The sequence below is a fragment of the Corallococcus sp. 4LFB genome, from assembly GCF_046520365.1.
GTDB classification, from domain to species: domain Bacteria; phylum Myxococcota; class Myxococcia; order Myxococcales; family Myxococcaceae; genus Corallococcus; species Corallococcus caeni.
Genome location: NZ_JBKGHJ010000444.1, coordinates 1 through 7,013, shown reverse-complemented (window position 1 = coordinate 7,013; position 7,013 = coordinate 1). Strand labels below are relative to the sequence as shown.

The following is a 7,013-nucleotide window of genomic DNA, read 5'->3' as shown; positions in this document are numbered from 1 at the left end:
GACGCGGCCCGCACGGACGTGGCGGCGGCGGGCGCGCAGTTGGAGGTCGTCCGCGCCCAGCTCGCCAGCGGACGCGCGGGCGTCACCGCCGCGGAGCAGCAGGTCGTGGAGCTGGCGCCCGTGTCCCCCGTGGTGGGCCGCGTGGAGGACGTCCTCTTCCAGCAGGGCGAGTGGGCCATGCCCAACGCGCCCATCGTCAGCATCATCCCGGACGCGCAGCTGAAGGTGCGCTTCTACGTGCCGCAGGGGCAGGTGGCGTCCTTCCCGCCCGGCACCGCCGTGAACATCGCCTGCGACGGCTGCGACACCGGGATGACGGCGCGCGTGGACTACGTCGCCTCGCGCCCGGAGTACACGCCGCCCATCATCTACAGCCTGGAGACGCGGCAGAAGCTGGTGTTCCTGGTGGAGGCCGTGCCCTCCGCGCCCACGCGGCTGCTGCCGGGACAGCCCATCGACGTGACGCCACGCAAGCAGGCCCCGGTGGAGGCGGACCGATGAGCGAGCGGGCCATCGACGTGCGCGGGCTCAACAAGTCCTTCGGCGACCGGCACGTCGTGCGGGACGTCTCCATCGCCGTGGACACCGGGCGCATCACCGGCTTCCTGGGGCCCAACGGCTCCGGCAAGACGACGACGCTGCGGCTGTTGTGCGGCCTGCTCACGCCCGACAGCGGCGAGGGCACCGTGCTGGGCCTGGACTTCCGCGCCCGGGGCGACGCCATCAAGCGCCAGACGGGCTACATGACGCAGAAGTTCTCCCTCTACGAGGACATGACGCTGGAGGAGAACCTGTCCTTCGTCGCGCGCGTCCACGGGCTGGAGCAGCAGCGCGAGCGGGTGGCGGACACGCTCCACCGGCTGGGCCTCTTCGACCGGCGCCGGCAACTGGCGGGCGCGCTCTCCGGAGGCTGGAAGCAGCGCCTGGCCCTGGCCGCCGCGACGCTGCATGAGCCCCGGCTGCTGCTGCTGGACGAGCCCACCGCGGGTGTGGACCCCAAGGCCCGCCGCGAGTTCTGGGACGAAATCCACACGCTCGCCGCCGGAGGCCTCACGGTGCTGGTGTCCACGCACTACATGGACGAAGCCGAGCGCTGCCACGACATCGGCTACATCCTGTATGGCCGCCTCATCGCCCGGGGCACCGCGGACACGCTCATCCGCGACTCGGGGCTGGTGACGTTCCTGGGCGAGGGGCCGGGCATCGACCGCGCGGCGCACCTGCTGGCCCGGGCGGACGGCGTGCTCAGCGCCTCCGCGTTCGGCGCCGCCGTGCACGTCAGCGGGCTGAAGCGCGAAGCCCTGGAGGCCGCGCTCGCCCCCTGGCGCAAGGAGCCCTTCCGGTGGACGGAGGTGCCGCCCTCCCTGGAGGACGTCTTCATCCAGCTCATGGGTCACGAGCGCGACGAGCGGTACGCGTCATGACGGGCTCGCTCTCGCGCATCCTGGCCGTGCTGCTCAAGGAGTTCACGCAGCTGCGGCGCGACCGCATCACGTACGCGATGATCCTCGTGATGCCGGTGATGCAGCTGCTCATCTTCGGCTACGCCATCAACATGGATCCCCGGCACCTGCCCGCCGCGGTGCTGTCCCACGACACTAGCACCCTGGCGGACTCCGTCGTCGCCGCGCTGGAGCGCACCGGCTACGTGGACGTGCGCTACCTGCCGCGCTCCGACGCGGAGCTGGACCAGCTCATCCGCCGGGGGCAGGTGATGCTGGGCATCACCATCCCCCCGGACTTCACCCGGCGGCTGCTCAAGGGGGAGCGCGCGCAGATATTGGCGGAGGCGGACGCGTCCGACCCGCAGGCCGCCGCGGGCGCGCTGGCCGCGGTGAGCGTGCTGCCCACGGAGGCGCTGCGCAACGAACGGCTGGGGCTGGGGACGCCCCGGTCCACCGCGCCCGCCTTCGAGGTGGTGGTGCACCGGCGCTACAACCCGGAGAGCCGCTCGCCGTTCCACATCGTGCCGGGCCTGCTGGGCATCATCCTGTCCATGACGCTGGTGATGATGACCGCCATGGCCGTCACCCGCGAGCGCGAGCGCGGCACCATGGAGACGCTCCTGTCCACGCCCGCCACGCCCGCGGAGATCATGGTGGGCAAGCTCACGCCGTACGTCGTCGTGGGGCTGGTGCAGACCGTCGTCGTGCTCGGCATGGCGCGCGGGCTGTTCTCGGTGCCCATGGCGCGCACGCCCGCGGGATGGCTGGCGTTGGCGTGCGGCATCGTGCTGTTCATCGTGGGCAACCTGTCGCTGGGCTACCTCATCTCCACCGTGGCGCGCAGCCAGCTGCAGGCGATGCAGATGTCCATGTTCTACATGCTGCCGTCCATCTTCCTCTCCGGCTTCGCCTTCCCCTTCCTGGGGCTGCCCCCGTGGGCGCGGGTCCTGGGGGAGATCATCCCCGTGACTCACTTCCTGCGCATCGTCCGGGGCGTGCTGCTCAAGGACCAGGTGCTCGCGGACATGGGCAACGACCTGCTGGCGCTGGGGCTGTTCGTGCTCGCGGTGGCGGGCGCGGCGCTCGCGCGTTCGCGCACCACCCTGGATTGACGCCCCACGTCGAACATGCCGCCTCCGCGAAAGTGAAGGGGCTGGAGCGCCGGGCGATCCAAACGGACCGCTGAGTGCAACCTTCTCCGCACCGGAGCCACGCCCCATGTGGTTTCGCGGGTTTCACGCCCGCGTCCGGTCAGGAGATGCCCATGTCCCGTGACAACTCCTTCGCGGCAGGTGCGGTGCGGACTTCGCGCCGGCAGGATGCGCCGCGCTCAAGCCTCTATCGGTGGGGGAGGGTGGCCCTCCCACCCGTGCTCCTGCTCATGACGGCGCTCGCCGCCGGCTGCGGCGACGACGACTGCGTTCCCCGGACGTGCGAGTCGCAGGGCTTCAACTGCGGTGAGGCGACGGATGGCTGTGGCCAGCCGCTCGAGTGCGGCACCTGCTCGGCGCCCGCTCCTGTGGCGGAGGCGGCCAGGAGAATGTCTGTGGCTGCACCGCGCAGAAGAAGGAGTGCAGCGCCGGCGTGGAGTGCGGCGTCGAGCCGGATGACTGCGGTGGCACCATCAGCTGTGGGAGCTGCACGGCGCCGGAGGTGTGCGGCGGACGCGGCGTGGAGAAGACCTGCGGCATCCCCGCCGCCGCGCGTGAGTGCAGCGACGGCTGGTGCTGGGAGTATCCGCTGCCCCATGGCTACAGCTTCCAGGGCGCGCACTTCCGCGCCCCCGATGATGGGTGGGCGGTGGGCGAGGACGGCTTCATCCAGCACTGGGATGGGACGCGGTGGACGCGCGTGGCCAGCGGGACGCTGAACACGCTGCGCGACGTGCACGCCCTCTCCCCGACGGACGTGTGGACGGTGGGCGAGGGCGGCACCGTGCTCCACTCCACGACGGGCGGGGCCTTCGCGCCCGTGAGCTCCGGGACGACGCGCGACCTGAAGTCCGTGTGGGCCTCCGGCCCGAGCGACGTCTGGGCCGTGGGCGCGAGCGCACCGTGCGGCGCGACCGGGGCAGCGGCTTCCAGGGCGTGGACGCGGCCACGACGAAGGACCTGAACGGCGTGTGGGGCAGCGGGCCCGCGGATGTCTGGCTGGTGGGGCAGTCCGGCACGCTGCGCCGCTACGACGGCGACACCGTCTCCGGCATCGACGCGGGCACGACGGACATCGACTTCCACGAGGTGACGGGCACCGGCCCGAACGACGTCTGGACCGTCGCCTCGGATGACCCCTGCATCTTCTGTGACGACTTCGGCCAGGTGTTCCGCACCACGCCCGCCGGCATCGAGCAGTCGCTGCGCTCGTCGGATCAGCTCTTCTATGTGTACGCCGCGTCGCCCTCGCTGGTGCTGACCGGCGGGGAGGACTTCGGCTACGTCTACAACGGCACGAAGTGGACGGACACGGACGAGGACGCCGTGGGGCCCATCACCGGCAGCGGGCCTGACGACGTGTGGTCCTTTGGCTGGGGCGGACAGGTGCAGAAGTGGACCGGGCAGGCGTGGAGCTCCACGGCGCCGCTGCGCACCCTGAGCGCGGCGCGGGCCATCCATGGCACGGGGCCGTCGGACGTGTGGGCGGTGGGGGACTCGGGCCGCGTGCTGCACTGGAACGGCGGCGGCTGGATTGAACCGAAGCTGGACTACTCCCCCGTCGACAGCGTGTCGGGCGTCTACGCGGCCTCCCCGACGGACGTCTGGGTGACGTCAACGTTCCACGACCGCATCTACCGGTTCGACGGAGCCCGCTTCAACACGGAGTACAAGGCGGAGGGAGGGAAGGACCTGTACGCCATCCACGGCGCATCCGCGACGGACGTCTGGGGGGTGGGCGCGTCCGGCCAGGCCATCCACTCCGACGGCACCACCTGGACGCGGCAGCCCACGGGAACCGAGGCGAACCTCAACGGCGTCTGGGTGCAGGGCCCCTCGCTGGCCATCGCGGTGGGCGACGACGGCACCCTCCTGCGCTGGGACGGCGCCGCCTGGAGCGCGATGACCTCCAACACCAGCGTGTCCCTGAAGGCCGTGTGGGGCAGCGGGCCGGCGGACATCTGGGCCGCGGGCGCGGGGGGCACGCTGCTTCGCTACAACGGCACCCTCTGGCTCCCCGTGGCCAGCGGCACCACGTCCCAGCTCAACGGCCTGATGGGGCGCTCCGCCACCGAGGTCTGGGCCGTGGGTGACACCGGCACGCTGCTGCGCTTCGACGGCGGCAAGTGGACCGCGGAGACCACCGGCACCCGCCGCGTCCTCCGGGGCGTGTGGGCGCCGTCGTCCTCGGAGCTGTGGCTGGTGGGGGACACGGCGGTCCTGCACAAGCCCTGACACCGGCCCTTCGCGCGGGAGCTCAGCGCGAAGGACCGTGGCCACGCCTGGCCGGCCGCGGGAAGCGCCGGCGAGGCTCGTCGTGACGCCACGCGAGCAGGCCCGGGCGCGAGGCGCCGCAAGGGTTCCCTGGCGACCGGGGAGCCCCTGCCGTCCCGTGTCCCGGATGCGGCTTGCCGTCATCACCATCGTCTTCGTGTACCCCCACAGAAGGAGATGGGTGATGTGTTGCAACACTCGAATCTGGCATTCCCACCACTGCATCCTGCCGCCGTACGTCAGCCGTCAGATTGCCCAGAACGGCTCGCCACAGCAGCGCACGCAGGCCCTGCGGACGCTCTCCATCGACAACACCCTGCGCGCCATCCGCCTGTCGAGCAGCGGCGCGCCCCAGGCCGCGAAGCGGATGATTCCCGGCCCCATGGTCGTGGAGAGCCATAAGCTCCGCACCATCTACGACGTGAAGAACTCCGAGGCCCTCCCGGGGAGGGAGATCCGCAAGGAGGGAACGGACGACACCGGCGACGCGGCGGTCGACGAGGCCTACGTCGGGCTGGGCGGGACCTACGACCTCTACTGGGAGGTCTTCGGGCGCAATTCCATTGACGGCAACGGCATGCCCCTCAATGCGCACGTCCACTATGGCAGCGGCTACGACAACGCCTTCTGGGATGGCGAGCGGATGGTGTTCGGCGACGGCGACGGCGACCTGTTCAACCGCTTCACCATCGCGGTGGACGTCATCGGGCACGAGCTGGCCCACGGCGTGACGGAGCACGAGGGCCCTCTTGCCTACTTCCTCCAGGCGGGCGCGCTCAACGAGCACATGTCGGACGTCTTCGGCTCGCTCGTGAAGCAGCGCCTGTTGAACCAGCAGGCGGAGCAGGCGGACTGGCTCATTGGCGCGGGGCTCCTCACGGACCGCGTCCAGGGCAAGGCGCTGCGCTCCATGAAGGACCCTGGCACCGCGTTCGATGATCCGGTGCTGGGCAAGGACCCGCAGCCGGCCCTGATGAAGGACTTCGTGAACACGTGGGAGGACAACGGCGGGGTGCACATCAACTCCGGCATCCCCAACAAGGCCTTCTGCCTCGCGGCCATCAACCTGAAGGGCTACGCGTGGGAGAAGGCGGGCCTCATCTGGCTGGAGACGCTGCGCGACTCCCGGCTGAAGCCCAACGCCTCGTTCCTCTCCTTCGCCCGGCTCACCGTGACGGCGGCCGTCCGGCTCTTCGGCAGCGGCGAGGAGGAGCAGATCGTGCGCGACGCCTGGAACCAGGTGGGCATCAAGGTCTCCAAGGAGCGCGCGGGCGCCCCGGCCTGGACGCCGCAGATGCCGAAGCAGGCCACGCAGCCGGTGCAGCGCAAGCACTAGGACCTGGGGTCGACGGAATGCGAATCGAACTCAAACGGGAGGGAGGCATCGCCTTCTTCCCGGGTCTCGCCAGGCCCCGCACCGTGGACCTGGCGGCCCTGCCTCCCGCCACCGCGGAAGCGCTCCAGCGGGAGGTGCGGGAGGCCCGCTTCTTCGAACAGCCGGCCACCGTGGGAGGAGGGCCCACGGCCGGCGCGGACCGCACGCGCTACACCGTCACCATCGAGGACGACGGCGGGCGGCGGCACTCGGTCCAGATGGTGGAGCCGGTGCAGGAGCCGCACCTGCGCTCCCTGCTGGAGCTCATCCAGAAGGCCGCCCGGGGCAGCGCCTAGTAATGCGGACGGGTGGGCAGGTTCAGGTCGTCGCGGAGGACGTTCTCTCCGGGGCGGCCGCCCTGCACCACGTCCGGCGTGGACGGGTCCTGGTCCAGGTCGATGGGCAGGCCCACCGCGGACGTCTCACGGTTGTTCACGCCGTCCTTCTCACCGCGCGCCAGCGTGCCGTTGGCGTAGTCCGAGGCATGCACCAGCTCGTGGAACAGGCCGACGACGGGCGGGCGGTTCTGCCAGTCCTCGGTGCCCAGCGAGATGCGCGTGGTGTTGTAGTTCACCGTGCCGTTGGTGCCCTGGTTCTTCGTGCCGTCCGTGTTGAGCCAGGCGTCGTCCTTGTTCTGGGCGGACGCGGAGTTGCCCTGGGTCGTCTGCTGGATGGTCGTCGTGTGCCCGCTGTTGTCCAGCGTGCGCAGCAGGTCCTGGCCCGCGGGCAGCGAGCGCATCGCGTCCAGGTCCGACTGCGTGCGCGCCT

General features: G+C 71.0%; 8 protein-coding genes. 7 read left to right on the top strand and 1 reads right to left on the bottom strand.

The genetic code is table 11. The annotated features are described in order from the left end of the window. The 7 genes from ACLEQD_RS33465 to ACLEQD_RS33435 all read left to right on the top strand — a co-directional run. The coding region (locus ACLEQD_RS33465; protein WP_410389618.1) for an HlyD family efflux transporter periplasmic adaptor subunit at positions 1 to 501 on the top strand (501 nt) is incomplete at its 5' end. Further along, positions 498 to 1,424, top strand: a complete 927-nt coding sequence (locus ACLEQD_RS33460; RefSeq protein WP_410389616.1) for an ABC transporter ATP-binding protein — start codon at positions 498 to 500, stop codon at positions 1,422 to 1,424. The genes ACLEQD_RS33465 and ACLEQD_RS33460, both read left to right, overlap by 4 nt. Next, positions 1,421 to 2,557, top strand: coding sequence for an ABC transporter permease (locus tag ACLEQD_RS33455; RefSeq protein ID WP_410389615.1), 1,137 nt, complete (start codon positions 1,421 to 1,423; stop codon positions 2,555 to 2,557). Before ACLEQD_RS33460 ends, ACLEQD_RS33455 begins: the two co-directional genes overlap by 4 nt. 379 nt (positions 2,558 to 2,936) lie before the next feature. Beyond that, the gene (locus tag ACLEQD_RS33450) at positions 2,937 to 3,560 is read left to right on the top strand and encodes a WD40/YVTN/BNR-like repeat-containing protein (RefSeq protein ID WP_410389613.1); all 624 of its coding nucleotides are present in this window, start codon (positions 2,937 to 2,939) and stop codon (positions 3,558 to 3,560) included. Beyond that, entirely contained in the window at positions 3,500 to 4,831 is a 1,332-nt protein-coding gene (locus tag ACLEQD_RS33445; RefSeq protein WP_410389612.1) for a WD40/YVTN/BNR-like repeat-containing protein, read from the top strand. Before ACLEQD_RS33450 ends, ACLEQD_RS33445 begins: the two co-directional genes overlap by 61 nt. A 166-nt stretch (positions 4,832 to 4,997) precedes the next feature. Beyond that, positions 4,998 to 6,206 (top strand): M4 family metallopeptidase, encoded by a 1,209-nt coding sequence (locus ACLEQD_RS33440; protein WP_410389620.1) that lies wholly within the window; start codon positions 4,998 to 5,000, stop codon positions 6,204 to 6,206. Between the two features lie 17 nt (positions 6,207 to 6,223). Further along, on the top strand, positions 6,224 to 6,541 hold the full coding sequence (locus ACLEQD_RS33435) for a protealysin inhibitor emfourin (protein ID WP_410389610.1): 318 nt from the start codon (positions 6,224 to 6,226) through the stop codon (positions 6,539 to 6,541). On the opposite strand, the gene ACLEQD_RS33430 is transcribed toward ACLEQD_RS33435, so the two are convergent. Continuing rightward, a partial coding sequence (locus tag ACLEQD_RS33430; protein ID WP_410389608.1) for a type III secretion system effector protein occupies positions 6,538 to 7,013 on the bottom strand: 476 nt, incomplete at its 5' end. The genes ACLEQD_RS33435 and ACLEQD_RS33430 overlap by 4 nt on opposite strands.

Bases quoted from the DNA above. Each gene is read 5' to 3' on its own strand.
- ACLEQD_RS33460 (WP_410389616.1), top strand. From the start codon at position 498: ATGAGCGAGCGGGCCATCGACGTGCGCGGGCTCAACAAGTCCTTCGGC.
- ACLEQD_RS33455 (WP_410389615.1), top strand. From the start codon at position 1,421: ATGACGGGCTCGCTCTCGCGCATCCTGGCCGTGCTGCTCAAGGAGTTC.
- ACLEQD_RS33440 (WP_410389620.1), top strand. From the start codon at position 4,998: ATGCGGCTTGCCGTCATCACCATCGTCTTCGTGTACCCCCACAGAAGG.
- ACLEQD_RS33435 (WP_410389610.1), top strand. From the start codon at position 6,224: ATGCGAATCGAACTCAAACGGGAGGGAGGCATCGCCTTCTTCCCGGGT.